Origin of the sequence: Mycobacterium sp. E2238, assembly GCF_001672665.1 — a bacterium.
Taxonomy (GTDB): domain Bacteria; phylum Actinomycetota; class Actinomycetes; order Mycobacteriales; family Mycobacteriaceae; genus Mycobacterium.
This window is the reverse complement of the sequence record NZ_LZKF01000247.1, coordinates 1-965: the sequence shown is the minus strand read 5'-3', so window position 1 is coordinate 965 and position 965 is coordinate 1. Positions and strand designations below refer to the sequence as shown.

General features: G+C 66.7%; 1 protein-coding gene. It reads left to right on the top strand.

All coding sequences use genetic code 11. The features are described from left to right. Nucleotides 1-39: 39 nt before the first annotated feature. Nucleotides 40-965: glycosyltransferase (locus A5711_RS22640; RefSeq protein ID WP_082975821.1), on the top strand; the 926-nt coding region annotated here is incomplete at its 3' end.

Below are 965 nucleotides of genomic sequence, written 5' to 3'. Positions count from 1 at the left end.
GGTGGGCGCCGGCGCACGGCAACTGCAAGGCTAGGACCCGTGACGAAATTCGCCCTCGCCGGCTACGGAACGCGCGGCGACATCGAGCCATTGGCAGCGGTCGGCCGCGAGCTGCTGCGCCGAGGGCACGACGTGGCCGTGGCCGTCCCACCGGAATTGATGGGTTTCGCCGAGTCCACCGGGCTCGCGGCGGTCCCGTACGGCCCGGAACTGCACGACTTCCTGGACGAGGAGTTCCTCCGCAACATGTGGGCTGAGTTCTTCCGGAACATCTGGACGATCCGCAGCCCGATCAGGTTGATGCGCAAGGTCTGGGAGCCCCTCATCCGGCATTGGGGCGAGGTCAGCGCGGCGCTGACGTCCCTCGCCGCCGACGCTGACCTATTGTGCACCGGCCTGAATTTCGAGCAGGCCGCCGCCAACGTCGCGGAACACTACAACATTCCGCTGGCCACGCTGCATTACATCCCGATGCGGCCGAACGGGCAGCTGATTCCGATGCTGCCGGGGCCGATGGTTCGCACCGGAATGGCGGTGTACGACTGGGTGTGCTGGCGCATGAACAAGAGGGCCGAGGACCGCCAGCGCCGTGAACTCGGCTTGCCCACGGCCACGGTTGCCTCGCCGCGACGGATCGCAGAACGTGGGTCATTGGAAATCCAGGCCTACGACGAGGTGTGCTTCCCCGGGCTCGCTGCCGAATGGGCGAAATGGGGCGGCCAGCGTCCTTTCGTTGGATCGCTGACGATGGAGCTGCCCACCGATACCGACGACGAGGTGTTGTCGTGGATCGCGAAGGGGACACCGCCGATTTGCTTCGGCTTTGGCAGCATGCCGGTTGCCGAATCGCCGGCCGACACGGTCGCTCTGATCGGCGCGGCGTGCGCGGAGCTGGGTGAGCGGGCGCTGGTGTGCTCCGGGTGGAGCGATTTCAGCGACGTGCCGCACTTCGACCACGTCAAGGT